We start from the raw sequence: 843 nt of genomic DNA, 5'->3' as shown, positions 1-843 counted from the left end.
ATGGTAATGTTAGCATAGCTTCAGATATTTTAACCTTACTGATTAATAATGTAATTATTTAATAGATAATGAAGCTTAAAATAGGGGGTAAAAGAGCCTCCGACTTACTTAGCGACTCTCTGACCTTTCGCTAAATATAAAGGTGCGCATACACCACGCCGGAGGCAATGCCTTTGGACGGTGTATGCGCACCTTTTTTGTTTAATAAGTCAGAGAGACAACAAATATAAACATTCAAAACAACAATAGAATGAATAAACCTTACACAAGTGCACCATTGCCTTTTATGGGGCAAAAAAGGCGCTTTTTAACACACTTTAAAACAGCTTTAAAAGACTTTGAAACAAGCAATGTATTTATTGATTTATTTGGAGGTAGCGGACTGTTATCCCATACCGTTAAAAATATGCTTCCGGATGCTCAGGTTGTATATAATGACTTTGATAATTACCATACCAGGCTACTACATGTGGATAAAACCAATCGCATGCTGATGCATATTCGTGAATTAGTTAAGAATCAACCACAGGATAAGAAGCTGCCTAATGATATTAAATGGTCAATTATAGATTACATTAAGAGTGAAGAGGCTAAAGGCTTTGTCGATTACATTACACTGTCATCATCCTTATTATTCAGTATGAAGTATGCACTTAATATTGAAGAATTGGAAAAGTCCACCATGTATAACTGCGTCCGTAAGTCGGATTATACCGTAACCGGTTACCTCGATGGTCTGGTAATTGTCAAATACGATTACAAGGAACTATTTAACATGTATAAGGATGTTGATGGTGTGGTATTCTTTGTGGATCCACCTTACTTAAGTACTGAGGTAGGTAC

The 843-nt window shown here is 36.1% G+C and carries 1 protein-coding gene; it reads left to right on the top strand.

The features are described 5' to 3' along the window. Positions 1 to 250: 250 nt before the first annotated feature. On the top strand, positions 251 to 843 hold a 593-nt coding region (locus tag KEM10_RS23855), incomplete at its 3' end, for a DNA adenine methylase (protein ID WP_212220922.1).

This window comes from Carboxylicivirga linearis (assembly GCF_018271995.1).
In the GTDB taxonomy this organism is placed as follows: Bacteria; Bacteroidota; Bacteroidia; order Bacteroidales; family Marinilabiliaceae; genus Carboxylicivirga; species Carboxylicivirga linearis.
Note: the sequence above shows the minus strand (reverse complement) of the source record. Positions and strands in the feature narration are given on the sequence as shown.